This window comes from Algoriphagus aquimarinus (assembly GCF_900112005.1).
Taxonomy (GTDB): Bacteria; Bacteroidota; Bacteroidia; order Cytophagales; family Cyclobacteriaceae; genus Algoriphagus; species Algoriphagus aquimarinus.
This window is the reverse complement of the sequence record NZ_FOKK01000002.1, coordinates 107630-133554: the sequence shown is the minus strand read 5'-3', so window position 1 is coordinate 133554 and position 25925 is coordinate 107630. Positions and strand designations below refer to the sequence as shown.

Genomic DNA, 25925 nt, shown 5'->3' with positions numbered 1-25925 from the left:
CAAATCAGGAAGTTATTTCTGCCGAGGTTTCTATGTCTTCTACTATGAAAATGGAATTGTTGTTCAAATCATATAAACCAAACTCATGAGTGCCCCAAGGGGTATTTTTGATTAGCTTATCACATTTCACAACCCCTTTTACTACTAAAGATTCAAAATAAGGCTCAATATTTTTGACAAAAATCCTCACTACCGAACCTCCCAAAATAGGATCTGCAGCAGTGTCTGCATGCCACTGTAGATGGATCACAATATCTTCTAATCGCATGCCAGCATACATATGATCTCCAAAGGTTTTGACGAACCCAAAGTTGTGTGAATACCAATCTATGTCTCGAGCTATGTTTTGAGACGGGAGCACTGGCACTGTGCAGAGGAATTCAGTTTTCATTTTGAAATAATTTAAGCTTCAAGAGTTCTTCTTACTGCTTCCAGCTCTTGTCTGATTTCTTTGATGCTTTCCCATTCTCTTCCTGCTTCACCGTGCTCAATTCCTACGTATTCATGGAAATCATGCGCTAAAACAAGCTTCATCATCTTAGGATAATCAAGAGGATGTTCATTACCCTGGTCGTCCCAAACTGTTGGTTTTAGACTGACACCTTTTGCTCTAGGCATCAATTCATCTATCCCACGATAGGAATCATAAGAAATAGCTTTTCCATCTTCATTGGCGATTCTGAAATTCCCAAAATCAGGCAAAGTCCCAGCTCGGCGATGATCGGCTTTATTGATCATCTCAGCAAGCCATTTCCCATTACTGGAGAATCCACCATGATTCTCGATCAAGACATTGATATCAAAGTCATCTGCAAATTCACAAAGCTCATGTAAGCCTGCACTAGCAAGATCACTGGATGTTTTATAATCCTGTTCAGAAGTGCTCCACGGAATAGCCGAGTAGGCATTTACACGGATGGAATGACAGCCTAAGAACTTGGCTGCTTCTACCCATTTTTTGTGATTCTCCACTGTTTGCGTACGCTCCTCTTGAGAAGCTGCACCGAGCATCCCTTCACCGTCGCACATGATTAGAACAGATCTTACTCCTTCACCATCAGCTCGGGTTTTCATTTCCTTCAGATAGGCCATGTCTTTGGCTTTGTCTTTGAAAAATTGGTTTACATATTCTACTGCCTCTATCCCAGCTTTTTTAGTAAGCATAGGGAAGTCCAAGTGATCCATTTTCCCCGCAAACAGTTGCTTATTCAAGGACCATTCGGCAAGCGAGATTTTGAAAAGTGGCGCAGCTTTCTTCATTGAAAAAGCCATTTGAGGCATTCCTAGTCCGATTGCTGCTGTAGCTAATCCAGCTGATTTCAGGAAATTTCTTCTTTTGTTCATGTTGATAATGTAAAAGGAGTTTCTTCTGTTATTTCAGAAACCTTGGGTTTAGTCTTATTTTGAAGACTAAGATTCATTGTTAGTATATGACTTTTTAAGTTACCAAAGCTGAACTTGATTCCAAAGAAACTTACCGAATCCAAACAGCAGAAAATTGGTTAACACCTCTAGGTCAGGGTGATATTTACACACATTTATCTTTTATTGTAAAATCAATAACTTGATTTGCTCAAACTCATCTACCTATGAAGTGTATTCTTTTCATTTGCCTTGGTTCATTTTTGTTTTTTTCCTGTCAAAAGGAGTCTAGTTCGCCCTCGGAAATAGAATATCCAGAGCGACCTAATATTATCTGGATAGTAAATGAGGATATGTCACCGGAGCATTTGGGTGCATATGGAGGTACTGGAGGGAAAACCCCGGTGTTGGACTCTTTGGCAAAAACTGGAGTGCTTTTTACAAATGCCTTTTCTACAGCGGGTGTTTGTGCACCAAGTAGAGCAGCATTGATCACAGGTGCCTATCAGACTTCTATCGGGGCGATGCATATGAGAACAGTCGGCATGTCAAAAGGGAATGAGTCTGCTTATCCGCCAAATCATAAGTCTTATTCAGCGATGATTCCTGAAGGGATGCACGGCTATCCTGAATACCTGCGTATGGCGGGCTATTATACCAGTAACAATGTAAAAGAGGATTTTCAATTTGTCGCACCCGGAACAATGTGGGATGAGAGTAGCAATACAGCTCATTGGAGAAATCGTAAAGATCCGAACCAGCCATTTTTCTCCATTTTCAATTACACGACTACACACGAATCTCAGGTGTGGGCAAGGGAAAATGAGGATTTATTGGTGGATCCAGCAGATGTGACGGTGCCGCCTGTTTATCCTGATGACTCGATTACGCGCAGGACCTTGGCTCGATTTATTACAAATGTGATGCGTTTTGATGCGCAGGTGGGTGAACTCCTACAGCAGTTGAAAGATGATGGGTTGTATGAGAATACAATTATTTTCTATTACTCAGATCATGGGGATGGAATGCCTTATTATAAGCGCGAGTTGTATGATAGAGGTTTGCGAGTTCCTCTTTTCATCAAAGCACCTTTTATAAAACCAGGGACTATAGATGATCAGTTGGTGAGCTTTGTGGACTTTGGACCGACGGTTCTTTCTCTAGCGGGAGTGAAAATTCCCAATAATATGCAGGGGCAGGCATTTATGGGAAATCAAAAATCTGAACCTAGAAAGTACATCTATGCTGCGCGAGATCGCATGGATTCAGAAGTGGATAGAGTGCGGGCAGTAAGTGATGGGCGATACAAATACATCAAGAACTACATGACGGATAAAGCTAACTATCAGAATATCCGTTTTAGATTAAGTAATCCACTGATGGTACATCTACTGGAGCTACACGAAGAAGGGAAGTTGGATGTGAATCAAGAGCGATGGTTTGATGAATCCAAGCCAGAAGAGGAGCTTTATGATACTAAGGCTGATCCATACGAGTTCAATAACCTAGCTGGAAATCCTGACTATGCGGATAAACTGGCTGAGCTTCGAGCGGCGCATCTGAAATGGATAGAGGATTTTGGTGATCTAGGCGCAATTCCAGAAATGGAAATGATAAATCAATGGTGGAAAGGAGCGGATCACGCGCCTATCACTGAGCCTGTAAAAGTTCGCTATGAAGATGGGAAGGTGTTTTTATCTTCAGCTACAAAGGGTGCATCGGTTGGGTTTAGGAAAAATGCTTCAGACGTTTGGTCAGTTTATCAGTTTCCTTTTGAAATGAATGCTGGAGATTCACTTGATGTGATGGCGCATCGAATAGGATTTGAGCCTTCTACGGAATCGATAGTAGTGAAATAGATTTCGAGCACTATCATAATATTTTTTTAAAGCCTTATACAACTTCAGGTTTGCCTCAGCAGAAATGCTACTGGGAAATTTATGTCTAAGCTTGGACACTTTTAATATGCATTAGTCCAATACCTTATTCGCCTCCATTAGAAAATGGATAGCTTATTATTCTCCTGAGCCACAAGTGAATACTTTTCAACTCTCGGGATTAGATAAGCTATGACAGAATCTGCTTTTCAAGAGTTTAAGCCACTCAAGCAATCCGACAGAATTTTATCACTTGATGTAATGCGAGGTATTGTCCTTTGCGGGATTTTACTGATGAATATCAATGGCTATGGACTTTACGAGTCCTATAGTGATCCTACTGTGACAGGGGGCTCGACTGGGCTCAATCTCTATACATGGATGACCACCAATATGCTTTTTGAAGGTACTATGAGGGCCCTATTCTCCCTTCTTTTTGGAGTCGGGATGTTTATGTTTTTAGATCGCTTGCTCAAAAAAGGAGCAGGGATCAAAGCGGCCGATATTTACTTTAGAAGAATTACTTGGCTATTAGTCTTTGGGTTGATCCATGGCTACTTGCTCTTATGGACTGGAGAGATTTTGTATCAATATGCTTTGATGGGTTTCTTGGTCTACTCCTTTAGATCCATGGCTCCCAAATTCTTGATTGCAACTGCTATCGTCTTGTTTTCAATAGGCACATTTTGGCTATATGTAAACTATACCGACACTAAAAAATGGATAGCGGAATTGGAAGAAGTGCAGGTGGTTGAATCCAAAGGAGAAGAACTGACCAAGGAGCTCAAATCTGCTAAAACAAGATGGGAGAAGTATGAGGAAAAAAGGAGTCCTGAGGCTATCCAAGAATACAATGACGAGATGCACAAAGGGTATTTCAAAGTTGTCGCTCATTTAGCTCCTGAAAATTTTGATTCTGATACGCTTTGGCCTTACAAATACGATGTCTGGGACGTGCTGAGTATGATGCTGATAGGGATGGCGCTATTCAAATTGGGAGTATTGACGGGTGAAAAGGCAAATTCGTTCTATCTCGCTATGGCAGGGATTGGTTACACCATTGGGTTGCTCATCAATTACTACGAGTTGAATCTGATCTCGGAAGATAACTTTTCGCTCCTTTCCAAGAGCAAATCAATGATTACCTATTACTGGGGACGGCTTTTTGTCGCCATGGGCCATGTAGGTCTGATTATGCTTTTTTGCAAAGCTCCAATTCTAGGCTGGCTGAAGTCCAGCATAGCGGCTGTCGGCAAGATGGCGCTGACCAATTATTTGATGCATTCGGTCATCTGTATGATCATATTTACCGGAGTAGGTTTTGGAATGTTTGGCAAGCTTCAGCGCTATGAACTACTCTATGTGGTGTTTGGTATTTGGATTTTTCAGCTCATCCTTAGCCCAATCTGGCTTCGCTATTTTCATTACGGTCCAGCCGAATGGCTTTGGAGAAACCTGAGCTATGGCAAAGTCCATGGCTTCCGAAAACTCCCCGTGCAGACACTTTAGATTCAGCTTTACATTTCAACTGATTATCATAAAAATATAACCAGCACATACTTCCCATTGTCTCAGTGAATGAGGAACTAGCTCATTTAGGATCAGGGAAAGCACAATTTCGAATCATTTCTAAAAATTAATAGGATCATGTATCCTCACATTATTACCAATTAAAACTAACGCTGTTTTACATTGATAATGCTCGGAACTTAACGGTTTCGAGCAGTTATCACCTAGTTATTCACGCCTGTGGACATACTCGGAATGCATGGATCAGGCTTCAAGATTGTATTTATCGAGGAGCCTATTTTTTATTTAAAAAGGAAGCGCGAAAAGTAGCTAGAATAATGAGAAGGTATTTTTTTATAAATGTCTTCGTGCAGCCTATTCAAGCGAAGCTATTATTTAACCAAAATCCCACCATCAATCGTATAGGCAGAACCTGTAATCCATGATGCTTCATCGGAAACGAGAAACAAGGCCAGTGAAGCAATATCTTCGGGATTCCCAAGTCGCTTCATCATCGTATTGTTGGCCGTTTGCTGCACGATGGTGTCAGGATGATCAAAGGCTTTGGCTGAATCCCAAATCATAGGTGTATCGACCGGACCGGGGCAAATTGTGTTCACACGGATCGTGGGGCCGTAATCCAATGCCATTTCTTTCACCAAGGCAACCAAGGCTGCTTTGCTAGCGCAATAGGCTGCATGTTTGGGAAAACTTTTAAATGCTGCAATCGAACTGTTTGCGAGAATGACTCCCTTGCCATTTTTCTGCATTTCAGGAATCGCAAACCTACTTAGGTAAAACACGGAGGTCAGATTAGCACTTATGGTTTCATTCCATTCTTCAAAGGAAATGTCCGTCACCGATCCCAATCCTAATTTTCCAGCATTTGTGACGACAATATCCAGCTTTCCGAAATTTTGAACAGCCTCCCTAACCAACGTTTCATTTACTGCTATTTGAGAAATGTCGCCTGCAATGAAAACTGCCTTTCCGCCCTTTTGAATCAGTTTTTTTTCTAACTCCCTACCTCGAAGCTCGTCACGCCCGCTCAAAATTACGGAAGCTCCTTCGCTGACAAAACGTTCGGCCATGGCTTTTCCCATGCCACTGGTAGCACCAGTTATGATGGCTGTTTTTTGGTGCAATCTCATTGTATTGGTTTTAATAGAAATGCGTAAAAGACTCGAGCTGAGGATTTGAATTTAGTCTAAACCTTGTGCAAGTTCTTAATTAAGGTATTATGTCGAGGCAGGGAATTCCTTCTTTTGCATATTTTCCAAAAGGAGGCTTAATCTTGTAATCTTCTATGCCTTTCTTGTAATCGAAATCTTTCATTTGATAATTGGGAGTGTACCGGACTTCATCCCAATACAAGGAACGGGGATCGCTGGCTCTCAAGTCTCCGGTTTCTGTCATCCAGCTTTGCAGGTTTTTCCTCATTTGGTCTTTGACAGTTGCATAGGTTTTGTCTCCAGCCAAATTATGCAGTTGGTAGGGGTCTTTAATTACATCGTAGAGCTCCTCTTGTGGTCTTTTGTCAAATGCTAATTTGAAGTAATCAGGTGACCCTACTTTGGACTTTCCTTCCAAACTCATGATCAGGTACTTGGTGATGGAATTGTCGATATCTCCATATTGACCCACGGATTGGTGAACAGTGGGGTCTCCGGCAGGATTTCGTTCAGGCATCATATTTCTGATATATAGGTATTGATGATCTCTGACAGCTCGCATAGGATAAGAGAGGTCGCCTTTTCTCACATTTGCATGGCGCTCCCGCTCCAAATAAACCTGTTCCCGGTTTTGTTTTTCACCCGCCAACAGAGGCCATAGTGATTGTCCAGACATTCCTTCTGGACTTAATCCTGCCGCTTCTACAAAGCTCGGAGCAAAGTCTACAAAATTCACAAAGTCATCGATGACGGTTCCTTCTTTTACTTTTTGCGGCCATCTGATCACAAGCGGCATCCTAGTGCCGTAGTCGTATAAATTAGCTTTTGCTCGTGGAAAAGGCATACCGTTATCGCTTGTCATGACGATGATTGTATTGTCAAGTTCGCCAGCTTCCTCTAGCATTTTGATCAGTTGACCACTTTCTCTATCGAATCTTTCTATCTCAAAATAGTAGTCTAGAATATCATTTCTGACACATTCCACATCAGGGAAAAAGCCTGGAACTACCACATCGTCCAAGTCCATCCCGGTTTGTATGCCTGTATTAGGGACATATTCACGATGAGGGTCTGTGCTCCCAAACCAGAAGGTGAATGCCTGATCTTTGGGTTTTTCGGCTAGAAAAGATTTGAAATCCTCATAGGTTTTGCCGGATGGATTATGTTCCATTCCCCTAACTTTAAAATCCCCTGGTCCCCAGCCTTTTCGAGTTGATCCTGTGAAGTACCCATCTTTTTCTAACAGGCTGACATACGTAGGGTATTGAGCTGGGAATTCTGACCAGAGATTGCCTCCATCTTCATTCTGGTGAGGATACCTGCCTAATAGAACAGCAGCACGGGAAGGTGAGCAGGAAGGTGAAGCGGTATATGCATTGGTGAATAATGCCCCTTCGGCAGCCAAGCGATCGAATGTTGGGGTGCGCACCACCGGATCTCCATAGACTCCTGCATGTGGGAATGACCAATCATCAGCTATTAAAAAAAGAATATTGGGTTGTTTTACTTGAGATGCTTTAGGTTTTTGAGGACTTGAAAAAAGTGTAAGCAGTAACACTAGAATTGAAAAAGCAGGCATGGCTATAGGGTTTAAGGAAATAAGATAGGCCTCTTCACCAAGTGATGCAAATTCAGCCGGAAAAGGCTTTTATTCAACTGTTGGACTAGTTAATTTTCTGGCAAATAAATATCAAAGGTAGCGCCTTGGTTAGGTGTGCCTTGAGCTGTGATATATCCGTTGTGATTGTCCACGATTTTTTTTACGATAGCCAAACCTATTCCTGTGCCCTGAAATTGATCCTTACCGTGAAGTCTTTGGAATAATTCAAAAATCCTTTCACTATAGATAGACTCAAAACCGATTCCATTATCAGAAATACGAATATGGCAATAGTTTATACTTGGAGATAGTCTTTCTAAATCGAAATCCCTTCCAAGGCCTTTTTCGCTGCTGATACTGATATGTGGCTCCCTGTCTTTGACAGAGAACTTCAGAGAATTGCTGATTAGATTTTGCAATAACTGTCGAAATTGAAAAGGAATAATATTGATTATGCAGAGCTCGTCTGTATTAATTACTGCTTGATGGAAGGCTAGCTCTTCCTTCAAATCCATTTTCACCTCTGTAATTAATTTATTTAGATCAGTTGGTTCGAATTTACGCTCAGCTATAGAAGTTCGGGAGTAGGAGAGGAGGTCAGCAATAAGTGTCTGCATACGCTTCGCAGCATTTTGCATTCTTTTAAAATGCTCCTTGCCATCATCTGTGAGGTTCTCGTATTCATTTTCTAAAAGCAGAGTAGAAAAAGTCTGAATTTTTCGCAGCGGCTCCTGTAAATCATGGCTGGAGATATAAGCAAAAGATTGAAGTTCCTTATTCATATTTGCTAGGTCTTTCACGTGTTGAGCCAGTTCATTCGTTCGCTCTACCACTAGGCGCTCCAGTTCATTGGTGAACTCCTTCTGATCATGAATGTCAGTACTAGAACCTACCCACATCTGGATTTCTCCGTCTTCGTTGAGCTGTGGCTTAGCACGGCTTAGTTGCCATCTGTAGGTGCCGTCATATTTTCTAAACCTATGCTCAAATAAGAAATCTTTTCCGGTGGAAATAGAGCTGATCCAAGCGTTGATATTACCTTCCTTGTCATCAGGATGGACGATAGCAAGCCATCCTTCTTGATGTAGTCTTTCAGGGCTAAATCCTGAGAATTCAAAAACAGATTTGTTGAAATAATTAAGATTTCCTTCAGGATCTGCGGTCCATATATGTTGAGGAAGAGAATCTGCCAATAGTCTGAATTTCTGCTCGCTTTCTTCTAGTTTTTGCCTATTTAAGGTGTCTGAAGTAATGTCTCGAACAGTGCCAAGAACTTTGTGAGGGTTGTTTTCCTCGTCAAAGTGTACCTTGCCTTTCACTTCTATCCAACGGAAACTAGTATCAGGTAGAATTAATCTACTCGTGTACTCTAAGATTCCATTTTCATAGGATCTTTCAAAAGCAGCTTTCCTAATCTCCAGGTCTTTAGGATGAATAGAGCTTACAAAGTGTGTGTGGTCGATATCTTCATTGATAGATAATCCGAAAATCTCATGGAGTTTTTTCGAACCATCCAATTTCTTGGTTTTGATGTTGAATTCATAGGTGCCGAGCTCTGAAGCATCAATGACCATGGTGAGCTTCTCCTCATTTGCTTCGATTTTTTTGTGAGCCATCACTTGGTCCGTGACATCGTGTCCTATGCCTATGATCCCATCTATTATGCCCTCAGTATTGTAAAGGGCTTCATAGCTAAAGTTGATGTAGACGGTTTCAAGTTTGCCATCGCGATAGAGCTTTACCGGTAGTTCAGAAGCTGCAAATCGATTGCCCGTTTTATATACATCGTCTAAAAGTTCCTTAATTCCCTGTTTGGCTAGTTCAGGGATAGCTTCAAGTATTGGTTTTTTCAATACGTCGGCTGCTTCTCTTCCCCAGAGCTGCAATGCATTTGCATTCGCTATATCGGTTACATAGTTTGGCCCTTTAAAAGTTGCAATTGAAGCAGGGGCTTGCTGAATGATGAGTCTCAGCTTTCGCTCGCTTCTTTCTAGTTTTCTTTTTAAAAGTACTTCTTGAGTAGTTTCTGCACAGGTGACTAATACTCCTGCGATGTTGTCGTCGTCATCTCGGGCTGGACTGTAGCTGAACGTCCAATACACATCTTCAATTTTTCCATTGCGATAAATAGGTACAAGAAGATCTTCAAACCAGAGCGATTCTCCATTTTCCAGAACCTTATCCATCAATGGCTTGATAATGTGCCATATCTCAGGCCAAGCTACTTCACCCGACATGCCCAAAATTGTAGGGTGCTTTCCATCTACGCCTAAACTCGGTCTGTAGGAATCGTTGTAAAAACAAGTTAATTCAGGGCCCCACCAAAGGAATTTTGGGAATTTGGATGCGAGCAAAATGTTCAGTGTGGTTCTCAAGCTTTGAGGCCATTTTGCGGGATCTCCCAAAGGTGTATTATTCCAATCTTTTTCCCGAATCAATTGACCCATTTCACCGCCGCCAATAGGGAGTCCGGGAGATGTTGAACGTAAATCTTTCATAGCGTTTCTTACTGCGATTGGATTACAAAATTGTCCTTAGTAGGTTTTGCGGCTTTATTAGCTAATGAACATAGTCCTTTGAAAATCACATCTTTTAATTTAGAATATTCTCCTGGCTTGCGGATATAGTGAAATGCTCCTTGCTCATAGAGAGAGTTTACCACTGGTTCCTCCATGGAGGTAGAGTAAATAATGATAGGTAAATTTCGGAATTTGTCATGGGCCATGATTTCTGAAAGGCATTCGAAACCTGACTTCATCGGCATGTTAAGATCTAAAAATATTACATCCGGTAAATCGGCTTTGGATGTCAAAAGTAGGTTCATTAACTCTACACCGTTTGTGACGGTAGTCAGGTTAGTTTCAATAGATAATTTTGAAAGGGAATCTCTAAAAAAGAATCGATCATCTACATCATCGTCAGCCAACAAGAGTTTTATGGGTCCTACTTTCATTGTTTTTTGGGTAGTATAGTTTGGGGTTTTAGCTGCTCTATATTCAAATATAGTATAAATGAAACTTTTTGTTACTGGTTTTTGAAAGGCGGTAAAAGATGATTTTCTGAAGGGATTTTTAAGATTTTACAGAAAATTAAGGCATAAAATAGATCACTTTACAGAGAGAGAATTCCCTGATGGTAGATGAAATACCGGCATTCCTGATACATTTTCCTTAATCCATTCAGCCATATATTCAGATCCGCCTTCCTCACTTGCCGAGTGACCTATCACTATAAGGCCTAGCTTTTCGCCCATTTCATTTGCATTCCGCACGTATTCGGGAGTTTCCCATTCTGGGCTTTCACCGCAGATTAGCACGTCTGGTTTTTCCTTCATGATCATTTCCATCTGCCTTCTTCCACCAGCCGCTCCTGGCATCAGGAGGATTTTGCTAGTCTTTTGAGAAAGATCACCTACATAGCGAAGGGCTGGTACATTCATCTTTGTTTTTATATGTGTGATCAGATCGCCGAGGGTAGTTTCTGGAAGGTTCAAGACCGCATTTTGCTTGTAATAGCTCTCCCAACCTAATTCCTTCACTACGCCTGCCTGAACTCCATCGATCGCTAGGCTGTGCACATAATCGTGATTTCGCCAGACTGCGATTCCGTGCTCATCAAGAAGCTTCCGCTTGAATTGGTAAACTTTATCATTTTCGAGCCATTCAGTTTCGTCCAAATGGCTATAAAATGTAGGTTCATGGGCAATGATGAAGTTGGCTTTCAGTTCAATGGCTTTTCGGATCACCGTTAAGGTTGCAAACATACTTGTCACAATTCCTGTCACCGTTTGATCTTTAGAACCAGTTTTTAGTGTGTCTACTGTTTTTGGAAAAGGCGCATTAGGAACCTGGGCGATGAATAAGTCCATGATTTCGCCTACAGTGTAATTTTTAGAGGAAGATGGGTACGCTATAAATGGATTGCCTATCAGTCCAGTCCCTATTAGGAGGCTGGATTTTTTGATGAAAGTTCTTCTGGTTGACTTCATTTTAGAATAGGTTTGATTGGGTTCGTTGTGTTTCAAGATAGTGAAAAGCAACAAAAAAAGCCGCTTGCTTGAGGCAAACGGCTAGTTATTATAGGATTAAAATCTATTAGTTCACAGAAATATTGGAGAACCAAATAAGCCTCTGACCAGCTTGATTAGCGTGAGTGGTGGCCAATTTGATTGGGCCAAATTGCTCTACATTTTCCCAGGTAGTAGGTCTGCCTTCTGGACCATTTCCTCTTCGGAATACCCATTCAAGAATCATGTTACTTTCATCCAAATACAGATCATATGCATCGCCAGGAGTGTAGCCATCTGCTGCATTATATAGTATTGTCAGTTTAGTGGAGTTGGTGCCTGCGATAGGAGTCGCAACATTTTCTTCCGTCTCATACTCATAGCCGCTGTCCCAAGCCAGTTGGAATGGGAACATCATCCAATATTTATCATTAATAAAACCTTTGTCAGCTGGAGGAAGTGAGTCTGTAGGCATGTCCAAACTGTAAGTATAGCTAGTGTCTGGAGTAGCATAGTAAACGGTACGATCCTTTATGTTCCATTTCCAATCTCTCGTCATCACATTTACAGAGTCGCGCTGTACATTCCAAGTGTAAGCGATGGAATTGACTTCGTCAAATTTATCATACCCGTAAGCCATCGCTACCTTCATAGGCAAGGTGTCTGGCATGGTTTCTTTAGGTTGGCAAGCCTGCAAAGCGCAGACAACGAATAGTATAAAAGTTAAATTTTTCATGGCTTTTGGTTTTTTATAAAGTTAACAGACTTAGGATTCAGATTATTTTTTCAACCATTTTTTATATTACAGGGCCTTTAATAGTTTGATTAAAGTTCCTTATACATCGATTCAGCCTTACTATACTCTCTTTCTAGTTTTGATCTATATCTAGGCAAATTCTGCTCATTGTCCCTATGCTGGAAGTGGGATTAATTGCACTTTTTTTACCAAAATAACAAACTTATAAAGCATATTCTGCTTCTGGAAAGTTGATCCTAAAAGGCTCTATTTTAACTGCGAAGAGGGGTTTTTGAGAACTTAAGTCAGGGAAATAAGCGGAATCAATTTTTAAGTTTTTTACGCTAGCCAGTTTGCCCCATCCATTGCCTGAGGGTTTGGTGAAATAATCTACCCCATCCCACAACTGATGTAGATCAATGGGTAATAAGCTGGTTGAGATTGGAAATGAAATGCCTCCTGCTTTTACGTCACAGGCGAAAACGATTTTATCTCCATCTGTTACCTGAATGGATTCTTTATCCTCACTTTTATCCCATGATATAGGTAAGGTTTCTTTGGGGATTCCCCAGTTAGCATGTCCATTTTGGGTGCTTACTTCCGTGCTCACGTAGATTTTGGTAATGGTCTGCTTGTTGTAGCGGGTAAATTTCCCTGGTATGAAAAGTAGCTCTTTATAAGGCCCAACGGGAGAGGTATGGTAATTTACCAGCATGAGGTAACCAAGTCCTCCTTTGAATTCTCCTTTTAGATGTTCTGGTAAATTCCCGTGAGCTTGCACCCAATTCTTTGAGAATTTATAAATCACAAGTATTCCCTCCCCCTGCAATTCCCATGGAGCGGGTGCCTGTTTGTACAGTTTCAGGTCAGAGCGAACGATTTGATGATTTTCAGGCATAAGGTGAAGGGCTTACGCTGGTCCAGCCCCCATCGATAATCAACGTTTGTCCGGTAATATGTTTGGCTTCGTCGGAAACCAAAAATGCAGCAGCATTTGCAATATCCTGAACTGCTGCAGGTCTTCCCAGAGGAGTGATTTTCGACCAAGTAGCTTCGTAGTCTGGGTCCATCACTGTTCTATTTGTCACCGTAGCTCCTGGAGCGATAGTGTTTACTCTGATCTTGTAAGGGGCAAGTTCCAGAACCAAGTTTTTGGCTAGCATTTCTAGTGCTGCTTTGCTCATAGCATAGGCAGCAAGGTTTTCATGACTTTGGTGCGCAGTAACTGAGGAAGTGAAAAGCAAAGCGCCTCCGTTTGGTTGATCTTTCATCACTCTGGAAGCTGCTTGGGCTAAGAAAAATGTCCCAGCTTGATTGACACGGGTCACTTCCAGGAAGTCGGCTCTGGAGTATTCTAGAAAAGCGCCGAAAAGAGTAATGCCTGAGTTCGCAACTACAATATCTACTGTGCCGAAATTAGATATAGCCGTTTCTATCAGCTCGTCTATAACTTCCTCAGAACTTGAATCTCCAGGTATAGCAAGTGCGGAAACGCCATGAACATGGCTGATCCGCTTGCATGCTTCTGTGACAAGGCTTTCTTCAAGGTCATTAAGAATTAGATTGACACTTTGCGCAGCGAGTTTCTCAGCGATTGCCAATCCAATTCCTTGTCCTGCTCCTGTGATGATGGCGGTTTTTTGAAGTTTCAAGGGTGTGATTTTTTATTTTCATTAATGTATAAATAAATGAAATAAGTGAGGTGGAATTTGAGATTGAATTAGGTTGAAAGATGTAAAAAGTTTTTTCAGGTCATTCTCAAATAGGCCTCGTCCAATCGGGACGTCTGGTCTGTAGAAAAATGATCAGATTGCCTTTCGCATCCTGTAGGGATGCATAGTGATGTGAGGATTATTCACGATTCATTCCTATGGAATGATAAATCTAATCGGCGTGCTTTTTACAGACGAGTTGCTCCGCTGGAGCAATTAGCGGCAGTATTATGGGTAAACCAGTAAATGAATGGAATTGAAATAATCCGATGAAGATCAAAATTGAATGAGGAGGCTTGAAACTGATCACGTCCCATCGGGACCGTCTGGTCTGTAGAAAGATGATCTATTAGTTCGCATCCTGTAGGGATGCATGGTGCATTAGACTATTCACGATTCATTCCTATGGAATGATAAATCTAATCGGCGTGCTTGCTACAGACGAGTTGCTCCGCTGGAGCAATTGATGGATGGAATTGAAGGGTGTGAGTGTTACAGGGAGATTTTTATGTGAAATCGAAATAAGCAGAGCTTGGCAGAAATGATGTCTAGTTCAAACAGTAGCTAGAAATGGAACTCGTCCCAATCGGGACGACTCGTCTGTAGAAAGTGCGATATGAGATGGGATACACCCTGTAAGGGTGCATCGTGAACAACGTTTCAACGTGTATTTCAATTCATCAGGTTTAAGATTAAATTGATATGCTTATGTAAAATCTAAACATACTTTCTATGGCTAATACCTACACCCAACTCTATGTGCATCTTGTTTTTGCGGTCAAATTCCGAAATGCATCGATACAAAAAAACTGGAATGAAAGACTCCATAAATACCTTACTGGAATTTTTCAAAATAACAAACACAAGATGATCCAAATTAATAGTATGCCTGATCATATTCACATATTTATAGGACTCAATCCTGATCAATCTATCTCATCAATCGTCAGAAACGTAAAGTCCGAATCAACAAAATGGATTAAAAACGAAGGCTTCTGTCCATTTCCTTTTGCTTGGCAAGATGGGTATGGCGCCTTCTCGCATTCTAGAAGTCAACTTTCTAAAGTTATTTCTTACATAGAAAATCAAGAGGCTCATCATGCTAAGAAAGATTTCTTAACGGAATATCGAGACTTGCTTAAAGCCTTTGATATCGATTACAGTGAAGCCTATATTTTTAAGGAGTTAAGGTAATGCAATAAAAAAATCTCCAATTCTGGAGGTTTTTTTATTAATGTGAATCTCGCTTTACTTCTGATCCTGAGCTTCCTTGAAGGAAGTCAAAATCAACTCCATCGTGTGCTTGATTAACTTTGTCAAGGAAAAGATTGACGTACCCACGCTCATAAGGCAAATTAAGTGGCTTGAATAGCGCTCTTCTCTTCTCAAATTCTTCCTCAGAAATCATCAGATTCAACGTTCTTGCTGGCACATTTAGCTCAATCATATCTCCACTTTGCACAAAAGCCAATGGGCCTCCGATAGCTGATTCTGGAGAAACGTGAAGTACGACTGTACCATATCCTGTTCCGCTCATTCTACCGTCAGAAATACGAACCATGTCTTTGATACCTTTCTTAAGGAGTTTTTCGGGTAAACCCATGTTGCCTACTTCCGGCATGCCTGGATATCCTTTTGGCCCTACATTCTTCATTACCATCACGCAGGTTTCGTCGATGTCCAATTCCGGAGTATCAATTCTAGCTTTGTAATCGTCAATATTTTCAAACACAACCGCACGTCCCGTATGCGTCAATAGACTTGGAGTGGCGGCAGATGGTTTGATGACAGCACCATTTGGACAAAGATTCCCTTTCAGGACTGCTATACCAGATTCAGGTTTGATTGGTTTTTCAAATGTCCCAATCAGATTTCTATCGTAGCATTCAGCTTTTTCTATGTTTTCACCAATTGTTTTTCCATTCGCAGTAATCGAATCCCGGTGTAAGTATTTTTCTATTTCCTTCATTACTGCAGGAAGTCCTCCAGCATAGAATAAGTCTTCCACCCAATGCTCGCCAGATGGTTGCACATTGGCAATCAGCGGGATCATTGACGAGAACTTATCAAAATCTGTCAAGTCTATATCTACTCCGATTCTTTTAGCAATAGCCGTTAAATGAAGGATGAAATTGGTAGATCCTCCCAAGGCTGCATTGACCATAATGGAATTTTCAAATGCCTTACGAGTAAGGATTTTACTCATTTTCAGGTCTTCATTCACCATTTCTACGATGCGCATTCCCGTCATATGTGCAAGTACTTTTCTTCTGGAATCAGCGGCAGGAATAGTTGCATTGTCCGGAAGGGAAAGTCCAAGTGACTCGACCATCGCAGCCATCGTAGAGGCAGTTCCCATCGGAGCGCAAGAGCCCACTGAACGAGACATGGCTGCTTCAGCTTCTATCATTTCCTCTTGGGAGATTTTGCCTAGTTTGAAGTCTTCCGCAAAGCGCCAAATGTCAGAAGTACCGATTTTTTTTCCTTTGAATCGACCGACCAACATAGGACCGCCAGAAAGGACCATCGCTGGTAAATCTACGGAAGCAGCTCCCATCACTAAAGAAGGGGTTGTTTTGTCACATCCACACATCAACACTACCCCGTCCATAGGATTAGCGCGGATACTTTCCTCCACATCCATGCTAGCAAGGTTTCGGAAAAGCATAGCTGTGGGTTTCATCGAGCATTCACCTAAAGACATCACGGGGAATTCCAATGGGAAGCCGCCTGCCTCCCAGATTCCACGCTTCAGTGCATCAGCTAGATCTCTAAAGTGAGCATTGCAAGGTGTGAGTTCTGACCAAGTGTTGCAGATTCCAATTACGGGTTTATCTCCTTCAAAAAGATGATGAGGGAATCCCTGGTTTTTCATCCAGGAGCGATATATGAATCCGTCTTTTCCAGTGCGCCCGTACCAATCTTGGCTACGGAGTTTTTTCTTTGTCATATAGGTTGTTTTGGCTAATCGAGCTAGAATTTACCAAAAAATATGAGAAGGAATGGAATGAGAGAATATTGCTGAGGTATTTATTTTGATTACAGTTAAAATCGCCTGTAGTGTAGTATTGTCTATCTACCTGATTAGGTGTGGACTAGGTCAAAAGGGGTGCTGCTTGGGTATTTTAATCTTTAGTCCGGTTTTTTTTGATGAAAAAAGTGCAATTCAAATCAGATATTACTTGAAAAAAAGAGGGCTTTGAATCCAAAGCCCTCTTTATAAATTGATTTCCTGATTCTATGAAATTCTTTCGATCTCTGCACCAAGTGCTCTCAGTCTATCATCAATGTTTTGATAGCCACGATCAATCTGCTCGATATTATCGATGATAGAAGTGCCACTGGCCGAAAGTGCTGCTATTAGCAGTGCCACACCAGCACGAATATCAGGAGATGTCATTCTGATTCCTCTTAGATCTGTTTTTCTATCCAAACCAATTACGGTAGCTCTATGCGGATCACAAAGAATGATCTGAGCGCCCATTTCGATTAGCTTATCCACAAAGAATAAACGGGATTCAAACATTTTCTGGTGAACAAGGATAGTGCCTTTTGCCTGAGTAGCTGTGACCAGAATAATACTAAGTAAATCCGGAGTGAACCCTGGCCAGATCGCATCTGCAACCGTCAGGATAGAGCCGTCAATGAAAGTTTCGATTTCGTAATGCTTCTGTGCAGGAACGAAAATATCATCTCCTCTAAACTCAAGTTGGATTCCCATTCTTCGGAACGTATCAGGAATGATTCCAAGTCTAGGGATTTGACAGTCTTTAATAAGGATTTCGGATTGAGTCATGGCCGCTAGGCCGATGAAAGATCCGATTTCAATCATATCAGGAAGCATCTTGTGTGTGGTGCCTCCAAGTTTTTTCACGCCTTCGATAGTCAGAAGATTTGAGCCTACGCCAGAGATTTTTGCACCCATACGGTTTAGCATGTCGCAAAGCTGCTGAAGGTAAGGTTCGCAAGCTGCGTTGTACACAGTGGTGGTACCTTCGGCCATCACTGCGGCCATCACGATATTTGCCGTTCCAGTTACTGATGCTTCATCTAGCAGCATGTAGCAACCTTTTAGATTTTTTCCATCGATGTGGAAAATCTCATTTTTAGCGTCGTAGTTGAATTTGGCGCCAAGTTTTTGGAAACCAGTAAAGTGGGTATCCATTCTTCGGCGACCAATTTTATCTCCTCCTGGCTTAGAAAGCTTACCTGTGCCGAAACGTGCTAGTAAAGGACCAAGAAGCATAACTGAGCCTCTTAGGGCTGATGCTTTTTTCAAATATTCTTCCGTTGCCATGAAGTCCAAATTGACTTCATCGGCTTGGAAAGTATAAGTCTCTGGACCTTCTTTAGTGACTTTCACGCCCATATCGCTCAATAGCTCGATAAGCTTATTGACGTCTACGATGTTAGGGATTTTGGAAATGGTGATTTTCTCCGATGTAAGGAGAACTGCGCAAAGAATCTGAAGTGCTTCGTTTTTTGCTCCCTGGGGAATTATCTCGCCTTTGAGTTTAATTCCACCATTGACCCGAAATGAACCCATTAATTTCTTCGTTTTTTGTTATGACCACCAGTGTTAGGACGACGCTTATTGCTGTGATTTTGTCGCTTATTTTTATTGTTACTACGCTCTTCCTGAAGAGGCGGTTTGAAATCACGGTGTGTGTTGGATTCAAACAAACCATTTTCTTTTACCTTCTCAAGGTCGATATGCAGTTTGCCTTTGGATAACGTCTTAATGTCGTCCAAGATTATGGCATCGTCAAAGTTTTCTCTGTTCCAGGTGGAATGAAAGCTACGCATCAGCTGACCGATGAAAATAATAGCGGCTTCCTGCTCTTCGTCATCATCCAGTAGGGTAGCTCCTTCGATCAGTTTTTCAATGTTTCTACCGTAGTGCTTGAATCTTACCTCACCTTTTGGATAGCCGATTGGAAGTGGTTTTTTCCCTAATAATTCCTTCTCTGGCATGGGAAAAGGCGCATCGACGTCCAGTTTGAAGTCTGACATGAAGTACAAGTCGTCCCAAATCTTTTGGTCGGTTTCCTGCTTCACAGTAGGATTCAGCTGCTTAATGATCTCTATCACAGTATATGCGCTCTGCGTACGCTTATCACGATCTTCAATCGCCGTGATATGATCAACGAGACGTTGAATGTTTTTGCCGTATTCTTTCAAAATGAGTTTTTGTTTGTCTTGTTCAAAGTGCTCCATAATGCATCCCTATTTTGCGCTAATTAAGGTAATGAAAAAATTACCAAAAGGCAGGGGAGCAGGTGATTAGTCTATAATTCTGAGCTTCGCAAAGCTAAGTAATAATGTTTTCTCACCAAAATGCTCGAATTGAATCGTCGCTTTTCGGTTAATTCCTTCTGTTTCAATCTTTTGAACTTTTCCAAAGCCGAACTTCGGATGCTCTATTAATTGCTCGGCTTTCAGATTGTTCGTATTGGATGGCTTGAAATCAGGACTTGGTGTATGAATTTTCATTGCGGTAGGCATCCTGGATTCCGGCTTCTTTTTGATTCCAATATAACCAGATGATTCCGAGGTTCCCGGTAATCCTTCTCTTCGGAACGCACCGGACATTTCCTTAGAAGATACTTTTTTGCTCACCTTGATGCAGTCAGGAGATACTTCTTCTAAGAACCTGCTAGGCTCACAATTTAGCAATCTTCCGTAACGATATCTAGTAAGTGCATACGTGAAGTAAAGTTTATCCATCGCTCTAGTCGCGGCGACGTAGAACAATCTACGTTCCTCTTCCAGGTCTTCCCGGCTCTGCATCATCATCTGCGAAGGAAAAAGATCCTCTTCCAAACCTACTACAAAAACCTGCTTAAATTCCAGTCCTTTTGAGGAGTGGATAGTCATCAACGTAATGGAGTCAGTCGTGTCTTTGTCCCGATCATTATCAGTAAGCAGCGCAATTTCCTGAAGGAAGGAACCTAAGCTTTTGTCCTCATTTTCTTCATTATCCACATATTCTTTGATCCCGTTGAGCAATTCCTGAACGTTCTCATAGCGGTTCAGTCCTTCTATGGTTTTGTCTTCATAGAGCTCGCGCAAAAGACCACTTTGCTTCGCAATGCTACTTGCTGCTTCGAAAGCATCCTTTCGTTCCACTTCTATCTTGAATGCTTTGATCATCGTCGCAAAATCATCCAACTGACTGGCTGCTCTGCCTCCGATGAAGCTGTGCGCATTCTGCACGACTTCCCATAGCTGCATGTCATGGTCAAAAGCTGCAACCAGAATCTTGTCGACAGAAGTATCGCCGATTCCTCGCTTAGGATAATTGACTATACGTTTAAAAGCTTCTTCGTCCACAGGATTCACAGTGAAGCGCATATAAGCCATGAGGTCCTTGATTTCCTTTCTTTGGTAGAAAGAAAGACCTCCCACGATCTTATAAGTTAGGTTCAACTTGCGAAGGGCTTCCTCCATCGCTCTGGATTGGGAGTTGGTTCTATAGAGAATAGCGAAATCGCTATTGTTGAGCTTTTTGGTGTTTCTCTCTTCGAAAATAGTGGAGGCTACGATTCTGCCTTCTTCGCTGTCTGTACTCGCCTTGATGAGTTCGATTAGATCTCCCTCTCCATTCGAAGTCCAGACGTTTTTCTTGAGTTGTGCTTTATTTTTATCAATGATGGAATTCGCTGCGTCCACGATAGTCTTGGTGGACCGGTAGTTTTGCTCCAGCTTCACCACAAATAGATCCGGGTAGTCCTTCTCGAAATTCAGAATGTTTTGTATATCCGCTCCGCGGAAAGCATAAATACTTTGTGCATCGTCACCTACGACGCAGATGTTTTGATGAACAGCCGCCAGCTTTTTGGTGATGAGGTATTGGGAAAGGTTCGTATCCTGAAACTCATCCACCATCACATAGCGGAAGCGCTGCTGGTATTTGTTCAGCACATCGAGGTGATCGCGAAAAAGCACGTTGGTGTTGAAAAGCAAATCATCAAAATCCATCGCTCCGGCTTTGAAAAGCCTGTCTTGATAGCGCTGGTAGATTTCTCCCATTTTTGGTTTCATTGCAGCTTCATCATCGGCTTTCACATAGGGATCATCTTGGTAGACTTTCCAGGTGATGAGCCGGTTTTTGGCACCAGAAATTCGAGATAGAACGGCGTTGGCTTTATACACTTTGTCGTCCAGTCGCATTTCTTTCACAATGGTGCGAATCAGAGACTTGGAGTCGTCTGAATCATAGATGGTGAAATTGGAAGGATATCCGATTTTAGGAGCTTCGACTCTCAGGATTTTTGCAAAAACAGAGTGAAACGTTCCCATCCAGGTGTTTCTGGCTTCCAGTCCTGCAAGCGTCTCTATACGGTGGCGCATTTCTGCCGCCGCTTTGTTAGTAAAAGTCAGCGATAAAATATTAAAGGCATCTACGCCTTTTTCATAAATCAGATGAGCGATACGGTAGGTAAGCACACGGGTTTTTCCGGATCCGGCGCCAGCGATAATCATCACCGGTCCATCCGTATGTTCCACAGCTAGCCGCTGCTCTGGGTTTAAACTATCGAGGTATTCCATGTTTATTTGTATGCAAGACACTAGACTTAAGTAGTTAGTATCAAGATTTTAGATTCAAGAGCCAAGAATTTAAAATTAATGACGCGACTGGTAAGCTATGAGAAACGGATTATTCTAATTAAAAAGATGAATTCGGTAAATCTTCCAATCCGCCACGGCGGACAAGTTCTTCCAGTTTTTCAATCTTCCCGTCTTCCAATTTTTCAATTCAAAATTTATATTTTCCATCGTTTGTGACTCCATAGATACAAGTCTGGCTGAAGTCGGATGTTGTCTTCAAGCATTTCGCAGAACTTATCGGTTATGCTATGCTCTAGGTGTTTATCAAATGGCGGTTCTGCCAATTTGATCATCTCGTAGCGATAATGCCCTCTTTTGATTTTGGTCATTTTGCCATAGATGATATGTAGGTTCATCTTTTTAGAGAGAAATTCAGCTCCCTCAAAAAAGACCGCGGGTCTGTTTAAGAAGTCCCTTTTGTATCTTTTTTCCGAACTCGGAGGCCGCTGATCCGAACCAAGCAATACCACTCTGGGTGATTTTGCTAAGGTAAGCATGGTCCGTCGAAAACACCTTTTTTCTGTCACAATTCCGCCAAAATGTGTCCGAATAGTATTGATCAAGTTGTTGAAAAAGGGATTGTTCACCTTTAAATAAACAGTTTCTACTGGTGTTTGTATGGCTTGGTTAATGCCGATTACGCCCATTTCCCAATTGAATAAATGACCTGAAACTAGCAACACGGAGGTTCCCGAAGAAGCCGCTTCCTCGAGAAAGTCTGTATTGACTAGCTGAAATCTTTTCTCAAACTCTTGTTCGGAAATGGTGAGAAGTTTTATGGTCTCAGCAAATGAATCTGTGAAATTTCGGTAGAATTTATTCCTGATGCTTTTACATTCAGCATCTGATTTCTCAGGAAAGGCAAATTTAAGATTTTCATCGATTACCTCCTTTCTGTATTTGATCCCAAATCTGGCTACTAAATACAGGATATCAGATAGCAGGTATAAAATAGAGAGCGGAAGACGTGAAATAAGTCTTATTGCAAACATGGTAATCCGGGAAGTTGCTGATGAGTTATGTTAAATCGATAGCAAAATAAGAGAATTCAACTGAATTCTTCCCGGAATCCTAAATCGGATTTACTTCTAACTTTTCATAACATTAGAAATGCCTATGCACATACTGTGAAAGCTAGTGAAGTGTGATTTTAAAGTTTCCATCTTTTGTGACTCCAGAGATATAGGTCAGGTTGCATTCGTATGTTTTTTTCCAGTCTTTTAGCAAACTCAACGGTTACGCTATGTGCAGCAAGATCTTCGTAGGGTGGTCGGGCGAGTTCGGTGAATTCGAAGCGGTAATGACCTCGCTTTAATTTGGTCATTTGGCCGTAAAAAACAGGGAGATTCATTTTTTTGGACAGAACTTCTCCACCTTCGAAAAACAACGCAGGTCTATTCATGAATTCCCGAGTATAGCGACCGTCAGATACAGGAGGTCTTTGATCCGCGGCTAGGTGCACGATTCTTGGCGTATTTCTCATCGTAATCATGCTACGTCTGAAGGCGCTTTTCTCAGTCATTATGCCTCCGAAATGTGTTCTGATCTCCAACATCAACTGATTGAAAAAGCCATTGTTGAGTTTGAGGTATACAGTTTCGGCGGTCACTTTTGTATTCAACGCGACACCGAGAATTGCCATCTCCCAATTGAAAACATGGCCAGCCATCATCAATGCACTTGTTCCATCTTTCACAGGTTTATCTACTAATTCCTGGTTAACTACCTGGAATCTTTCCCGCAATTCTTTTTCGGAAATAGTCAGCATTTTGATGGTCTCGGCGAAGAAAGCATCTGTGAAGTTTCTGTAAAACTTATTTCGAATTTGCTTTCTCTCTGCAGAAGTTTTCTCTGGAAAAGCATAAAGCAGGTTCTCATCGATTACTTTTTTTCTGTACCTAATCACGTAGCGCGCTAATAAATAGAGTATGTCAGAAAAAACGTAAAGTACTGATAAGGGGAGACTGGAGAGGATTTTTAGTGCAAACATCTCGTTGGTAAAGTAAGACTAGTTGGTTTTTTTAAGAAGGCTTTAGAACGCATTGTAAATCGGATGCGTTCGAATTATTCTCATTTTCTAGTTATAAATTGGCCCAATCATTACTTTTGGAGCTTATGTCGGAAGTTCAGCGCAGAAAATATTCTCAGGAAGAGAAAAATGCCATCTTCGATGGGGAGTTTATGCCACACATAGACTCAATGTACAATTTTGGCTACAGGCTCACCTTCGATGAAGATGACGCCAAAGATCTTGTGCAGGATACTTACCTGAAGGCCTATCGGTTTATCAACTCATTTGAGCAAGGCACGAATGCTAAGGCGTGGCTTTTCAGAATTCTGAAAAACAGCTTTATCAATGAGTACAGGAAAAAATCCAAGCAGCCCACGAAGGTAGATTATCAGGAAGTTGAAACTTATTACAACTCGGATGATGTTCACTACCAAAGTACTAGTGATCTCAGGGCAGAATCCGTCAAGGATATGCTCGGTGATGAGATCTCAAATGCACTTAATAGCTTGGCAGTGGATTTTCGTACAGTAATTATCTTGTGCGACTTGGAAGGGTTCACGTACGAGGAGATGGCCAAGATTCTGGATATCCCTATCGGAACAGTGAGGTCTAGATTGCATCGCGCAAGAAATCTTTTGAAAGAGAAGCTTCAAGGATATGCCCAAAATATGGGATACAATACGGATAGTACGGACGAAGAGGATGAATAATTAAAGAATATTACCCATGGAAATGAATGACAACCCATCCGGAGAGAAAAAGATGCAATGCAGTGACGAAAGTAAATGCTTGGAGCTGCTAGAAAGTATTTTGGACGGAGAACTGCAAGATTCTGGCAAGGAAATCTTGAAGGAAAAACTCGCCAAATGCCAGCCGTGCTTTGAGCATTATCACCTAGAGCAGGCCATCCGGGATGTATTGAAAACTAAGTGTACCAAACAAGCTGTACCTACTGAATTGGCTGATTGTATCCGCCAGAAGATTCAGGATATTAAATAGTCATGACACAAGGTAAAGCCATTATTTTTTCTGCCCCATCGGGATCAGGCAAGACTTCTTTAGTGAAGCATTTGATCCAAAATATCCCAGATTTGGGATTTTCTATTTCCGCCTGTACACGTGACAAGCGGGGAAGACATGAGGTTCATGGCACAGATTACTACTTCCTTTCTCAGGAAGAATTCATTAAAAAAATAGACGAGGACGCATTTATAGAGTGGGAGGAAGTCTATGCAGGCAACTTCTACGGTACACTTAAAGAAGAAATTCAACGCATCTGGGATTCCGGAAAGGCTGTAATTTTCGACGTAGATGTGAAAGGTGGATTAGCCTTGAAAAAATACTTCGGTGAGCAAGCAATAGCCATCTTTGTGAAAGTTCCTAGCTTAGAAGTATTAGCAGCTCGATTGAATGATCGTGGGACAGAATCCGAAGAGTCACTTTCCCGGAGATTGTTCAAAGCTGAATTTGAATCTAAGTTTGAGCCACAGTTTGATGTGACGGTAGTCAATGACGAATTCTCAAAGTCCTCAGCAGAGGCTGAGTATTTGGTCAGCGAATTTTTAGCGCGATAGATTTTGAAAATCGGTCTATACTTTGGTTCCTTTAATCCCATTCATATTGGTCATCTGATCATCGCAGACACGCTTCATGACCGTACCGATTTAGATCAGGTCTGGTTTGTGGTCAGCCCGCAGAATCCACTTAAAAAACGCCAGTCTTTGATTCATGAGTTTGATAGACTGCGAATGGTGGAGTTGGCGATCGAGGATAATTATCAGTTTAAGGCTTCGGATGTTGAATTTTCCATGCCCAAGCCAAGCTATACGATCGATACACTCGCTTACCTGACTGACCAATATCCACAGCATCAGTTTTGCTTATTTTTAGGTTCGGATAACCTGACTCAGCTGAAGCGCTGGAAGAACTACCAGACTATTTTGGACAACTATGAGATCTTCGTCTATCCACGACCAGGCGACGCGAATTCTTTTGATCATCCGAATATCAAGCTGATCGACGCCCCACTATTAGACATCTCAGCCACTTTTATCCGCAAATCCATTCTTGCCGGTAAGTCAGTCAAATACCTACTACCCGATGGAGTGGCTGATTATATCAAGGATAAGAAGTTGTATTTGTGATGCTTAGTTATTTTAAACTAAATAAATCGCATCTTAAATACTTATTTCAACTTTGTAAATACAAACATAGTTTTATTTTAAACTAATGTTTGTGATTAAAAAAAGAAAAATAGTAAACTTATACCGAAGTCTTAAGTGAGTCCTAATTCCGGCCGGGATTTTTTTAACAACCTAATTATTCAATT

The 25925-nt window shown here is 41.6% G+C and carries 23 protein-coding genes; 7 read left to right on the top strand and 16 right to left on the bottom strand.

What is annotated here, in order from left to right:
- Positions 1 to 4: 4 nt before the first annotated feature.
- A complete protein-coding gene (locus BM291_RS03005; RefSeq protein WP_092894687.1) occupies positions 5 to 391 on the bottom strand; it encodes a VOC family protein in 387 nt (128 codons plus the stop codon).
- 11 nt (positions 392 to 402) lie between these two features.
- A complete protein-coding gene (locus BM291_RS03000; protein ID WP_092894686.1) occupies positions 403 to 1344 on the bottom strand; it encodes a TIM barrel protein in 942 nt (313 codons plus the stop codon).
- 245 nt (positions 1345 to 1589) lie between these two features.
- Here BM291_RS03000 and BM291_RS02995 point away from each other — a divergent pair, with 245 nt between their 5' ends.
- A complete protein-coding gene (locus tag BM291_RS02995; RefSeq protein ID WP_092894685.1) occupies positions 1590 to 3221 on the top strand; it encodes a sulfatase family protein in 1632 nt (543 codons plus the stop codon).
- Between the two features lie 210 nt (positions 3222 to 3431).
- Complete coding sequence (locus BM291_RS02990) at positions 3432 to 4748, top strand: DUF418 domain-containing protein (RefSeq protein ID WP_092894684.1); 1317 nt, start codon at positions 3432 to 3434, stop codon at positions 4746 to 4748.
- Between the two features lie 392 nt (positions 4749 to 5140).
- Here the strand turns inward: BM291_RS02990 and BM291_RS02985 are convergent, their stop codons facing one another.
- The 8 genes from BM291_RS02985 to BM291_RS02950 all read right to left on the bottom strand — a co-directional run bounded on the left by BM291_RS02985 (position 5141) and on the right by BM291_RS02950 (position 13914).
- Positions 5141 to 5899: an SDR family NAD(P)-dependent oxidoreductase gene (locus BM291_RS02985; RefSeq protein ID WP_092894683.1), complete on the bottom strand. Its 759-nt coding sequence runs from the start codon at positions 5897 to 5899 to the stop codon at positions 5141 to 5143.
- 79 nt (positions 5900 to 5978) lie between these two features.
- The gene (locus BM291_RS02980) at positions 5979 to 7499 is read right to left on the bottom strand and encodes a sulfatase family protein (protein WP_092894682.1); all 1521 of its coding nucleotides are present in this window, start codon (positions 7497 to 7499) and stop codon (positions 5979 to 5981) included.
- Between the two features lie 89 nt (positions 7500 to 7588).
- Positions 7589 to 10018 carry a PAS domain S-box protein gene (locus tag BM291_RS02975; protein ID WP_092894681.1) on the bottom strand — a complete coding sequence of 810 codons (2430 nt, stop codon included), beginning with the start codon at positions 10016 to 10018 and terminating at the stop codon, positions 7589 to 7591.
- 8 nt (positions 10019 to 10026) lie between these two features.
- Positions 10027 to 10473: a response regulator gene (locus tag BM291_RS02970; RefSeq protein WP_092894680.1), complete on the bottom strand. Its 447-nt coding sequence runs from the start codon at positions 10471 to 10473 to the stop codon at positions 10027 to 10029.
- A gap of 153 nt (positions 10474 to 10626) precedes the next feature.
- Entirely contained in the window at positions 10627 to 11508 is an 882-nt protein-coding gene (locus tag BM291_RS02965) for a Nif3-like dinuclear metal center hexameric protein (protein WP_245786759.1), read from the bottom strand.
- 106 nt (positions 11509 to 11614) lie between these two features.
- Positions 11615 to 12262: a hypothetical protein gene (locus BM291_RS02960; RefSeq protein ID WP_092894679.1), complete on the bottom strand. Its 648-nt coding sequence runs from the start codon at positions 12260 to 12262 to the stop codon at positions 11615 to 11617.
- Positions 12263 to 12485: 223 nt separating this feature from the next.
- Complete coding sequence (locus tag BM291_RS02955; RefSeq protein WP_245786758.1) at positions 12486 to 13160, bottom strand: hypothetical protein; 675 nt, start codon at positions 13158 to 13160, stop codon at positions 12486 to 12488.
- Entirely contained in the window at positions 13153 to 13914 is a 762-nt protein-coding gene (locus BM291_RS02950) for an SDR family NAD(P)-dependent oxidoreductase (RefSeq protein WP_092894678.1), read from the bottom strand. The genes BM291_RS02955 and BM291_RS02950 overlap by 8 nt, the downstream gene beginning before the upstream one ends.
- Before the next feature lie 792 nt (positions 13915 to 14706).
- On the opposite strand from BM291_RS02950, the gene tnpA reads away from it, so the two are divergent.
- A complete protein-coding gene (gene tnpA / locus BM291_RS02945) occupies positions 14707 to 15168 on the top strand; it encodes an IS200/IS605 family transposase (RefSeq protein WP_092894677.1) in 462 nt (153 codons plus the stop codon).
- Between the two features lie 37 nt (positions 15169 to 15205).
- Here the strand turns inward: tnpA and BM291_RS02940 are convergent, their stop codons facing one another.
- The 6 genes from BM291_RS02940 to BM291_RS02915 all read right to left on the bottom strand — a co-directional run bounded on the left by BM291_RS02940 (position 15206) and on the right by BM291_RS02915 (position 23575).
- A complete protein-coding gene (locus tag BM291_RS02940) occupies positions 15206 to 16924 on the bottom strand; it encodes an IlvD/Edd family dehydratase (protein ID WP_092894676.1) in 1719 nt (572 codons plus the stop codon).
- Positions 16925 to 17212: 288 nt separating this feature from the next.
- Positions 17213 to 18520: a UDP-N-acetylglucosamine 1-carboxyvinyltransferase gene (gene murA / locus BM291_RS02935; protein WP_092894675.1), complete on the bottom strand. Its 1308-nt coding sequence runs from the start codon at positions 18518 to 18520 to the stop codon at positions 17213 to 17215.
- Entirely contained in the window at positions 18520 to 19191 is a 672-nt protein-coding gene (locus tag BM291_RS02930; RefSeq protein WP_092894674.1) for a DUF4290 domain-containing protein, read from the bottom strand. Before BM291_RS02930 ends, murA begins: the two co-directional genes overlap by 1 nt.
- A 66-nt stretch (positions 19192 to 19257) precedes the next feature.
- Positions 19258 to 21525: an ATP-dependent helicase gene (locus tag BM291_RS02925; protein WP_092894673.1), complete on the bottom strand. Its 2268-nt coding sequence runs from the start codon at positions 21523 to 21525 to the stop codon at positions 19258 to 19260.
- A gap of 215 nt (positions 21526 to 21740) precedes the next feature.
- Positions 21741 to 22577, bottom strand: coding sequence for a lysophospholipid acyltransferase family protein (locus tag BM291_RS02920; protein WP_092894672.1), 837 nt, complete (start codon positions 22575 to 22577; stop codon positions 21741 to 21743).
- Positions 22578 to 22735: 158 nt separating this feature from the next.
- Positions 22736 to 23575, bottom strand: a complete 840-nt coding sequence (locus tag BM291_RS02915) for a lysophospholipid acyltransferase family protein (protein WP_092894671.1) — start codon at positions 23573 to 23575, stop codon at positions 22736 to 22738.
- Between the two features lie 125 nt (positions 23576 to 23700).
- Here BM291_RS02915 and BM291_RS02910 point away from each other — a divergent pair, with 125 nt between their 5' ends.
- From BM291_RS02910 to nadD, 4 genes are read left to right on the top strand one after another with little or no spacing between them, the layout of a single operon-like run.
- Complete coding sequence (locus BM291_RS02910) at positions 23701 to 24306, top strand: sigma-70 family RNA polymerase sigma factor (RefSeq protein WP_092894670.1); 606 nt, start codon at positions 23701 to 23703, stop codon at positions 24304 to 24306.
- Positions 24307 to 24322: 16 nt separating this feature from the next.
- Complete coding sequence (locus BM291_RS02905; protein ID WP_092894669.1) at positions 24323 to 24595, top strand: mycothiol system anti-sigma-R factor; 273 nt, start codon at positions 24323 to 24325, stop codon at positions 24593 to 24595.
- A 2-nt stretch (positions 24596 to 24597) separates the two neighbouring features.
- Positions 24598 to 25170 carry a guanylate kinase gene (gmk, locus tag BM291_RS02900; protein ID WP_092894668.1) on the top strand — a complete coding sequence of 191 codons (573 nt, stop codon included), beginning with the start codon at positions 24598 to 24600 and terminating at the stop codon, positions 25168 to 25170.
- Positions 25171 to 25173: 3 nt separating this feature from the next.
- Complete coding sequence (gene nadD / locus BM291_RS02895; protein WP_092894667.1) at positions 25174 to 25740, top strand: nicotinate (nicotinamide) nucleotide adenylyltransferase; 567 nt, start codon at positions 25174 to 25176, stop codon at positions 25738 to 25740.
- Positions 25741 to 25925 lie beyond the last annotated feature (185 nt).

Excerpts from the sequence above, each read along its gene's own strand:
- BM291_RS03005 (WP_092894687.1), bottom strand. The coding sequence starts at position 391 with ATGAAAACTGAATTCCTCTGCACAGTGCCAGTGCTCCCGTCTCAAAAC.
- BM291_RS03000 (WP_092894686.1), bottom strand. The coding sequence starts at position 1,344 with ATGAACAAAAGAAGAAATTTCCTGAAATCAGCTGGATTAGCTACAGCA.
- BM291_RS02995 (WP_092894685.1), top strand. The coding sequence starts at position 1,590 with ATGAAGTGTATTCTTTTCATTTGCCTTGGTTCATTTTTGTTTTTTTCC.
- BM291_RS02990 (WP_092894684.1), top strand. The coding sequence starts at position 3,432 with ATGACAGAATCTGCTTTTCAAGAGTTTAAGCCACTCAAGCAATCCGAC.
- BM291_RS02985 (WP_092894683.1), bottom strand. The coding sequence starts at position 5,899 with ATGAGATTGCACCAAAAAACAGCCATCATAACTGGTGCTACCAGTGGC.
- BM291_RS02980 (WP_092894682.1), bottom strand. The coding sequence starts at position 7,499 with ATGCCTGCTTTTTCAATTCTAGTGTTACTGCTTACACTTTTTTCAAGT.
- BM291_RS02975 (WP_092894681.1), bottom strand. The coding sequence starts at position 10,018 with ATGAAAGATTTACGTTCAACATCTCCCGGACTCCCTATTGGCGGCGGT.
- BM291_RS02970 (WP_092894680.1), bottom strand. The coding sequence starts at position 10,473 with ATGAAAGTAGGACCCATAAAACTCTTGTTGGCTGACGATGATGTAGAT.
- BM291_RS02965 (WP_245786759.1), bottom strand. The coding sequence starts at position 11,508 with ATGAAGTCAACCAGAAGAACTTTCATCAAAAAATCCAGCCTCCTAATA.
- BM291_RS02960 (WP_092894679.1), bottom strand. The coding sequence starts at position 12,262 with ATGAAAAATTTAACTTTTATACTATTCGTTGTCTGCGCTTTGCAGGCT.
- BM291_RS02955 (WP_245786758.1), bottom strand. The coding sequence starts at position 13,160 with ATGCCTGAAAATCATCAAATCGTTCGCTCTGACCTGAAACTGTACAAA.
- tnpA (WP_092894677.1), top strand. The coding sequence starts at position 14,707 with ATGGCTAATACCTACACCCAACTCTATGTGCATCTTGTTTTTGCGGTC.
- BM291_RS02940 (WP_092894676.1), bottom strand. The coding sequence starts at position 16,924 with ATGACAAAGAAAAAACTCCGTAGCCAAGATTGGTACGGGCGCACTGGA.
- murA (WP_092894675.1), bottom strand. The coding sequence starts at position 18,520 with ATGGGTTCATTTCGGGTCAATGGTGGAATTAAACTCAAAGGCGAGATA.
- BM291_RS02930 (WP_092894674.1), bottom strand. The coding sequence starts at position 19,191 with ATGGAGCACTTTGAACAAGACAAACAAAAACTCATTTTGAAAGAATAC.
- BM291_RS02925 (WP_092894673.1), bottom strand. The coding sequence starts at position 21,525 with ATGGAATACCTCGATAGTTTAAACCCAGAGCAGCGGCTAGCTGTGGAA.
- BM291_RS02920 (WP_092894672.1), bottom strand. The coding sequence starts at position 22,577 with ATGTTTGCAATAAGACTTATTTCACGTCTTCCGCTCTCTATTTTATAC.
- BM291_RS02915 (WP_092894671.1), bottom strand. The coding sequence starts at position 23,575 with ATGTTTGCACTAAAAATCCTCTCCAGTCTCCCCTTATCAGTACTTTAC.
- BM291_RS02910 (WP_092894670.1), top strand. The coding sequence starts at position 23,701 with ATGTCGGAAGTTCAGCGCAGAAAATATTCTCAGGAAGAGAAAAATGCC.
- BM291_RS02905 (WP_092894669.1), top strand. The coding sequence starts at position 24,323 with ATGGAAATGAATGACAACCCATCCGGAGAGAAAAAGATGCAATGCAGT.
- gmk (WP_092894668.1), top strand. The coding sequence starts at position 24,598 with ATGACACAAGGTAAAGCCATTATTTTTTCTGCCCCATCGGGATCAGGC.